Consider the following 281-nt stretch of genomic DNA (forward strand, 5'->3'; position numbering starts at 1 on the left):
ACGCTGTTAGAGTGGGCAAAAAAGCATGAACTTGAGGTAGGGATATTCGGAGCGCTTCATACTTATGGTCGAGCCCTTAACTGGCATCCACATATCCATTTATCGGTCACTCGTGGAGGCTTAGATAAAAAACATTCCTGGAAACCTATCTACTTTAAAAAGAAGCATGTCGAGTATCACTGGCGGCGCACTCTCATCGCGCTTCTCAGACAAAAATACGGCGACCTTAACTTATCCACATCGACCACCAATCATATTCAAGATTACCGTCAATGGAATGT

The 281-nt window shown here is 44.1% G+C and carries 1 protein-coding gene; it reads left to right on the forward strand.

The genetic code is table 11. The features are described from left to right. On the forward strand, window positions 1–281 hold a 281-nt coding region (locus H5300_RS28615; protein WP_182797406.1), incomplete at both ends, for a transposase.

It is taken from the genome of Vibrio sp. SG41-7, from assembly GCF_014164465.1.
Lineage (GTDB): Bacteria > Pseudomonadota > Gammaproteobacteria > Enterobacterales > Vibrionaceae > Vibrio > Vibrio splendidus.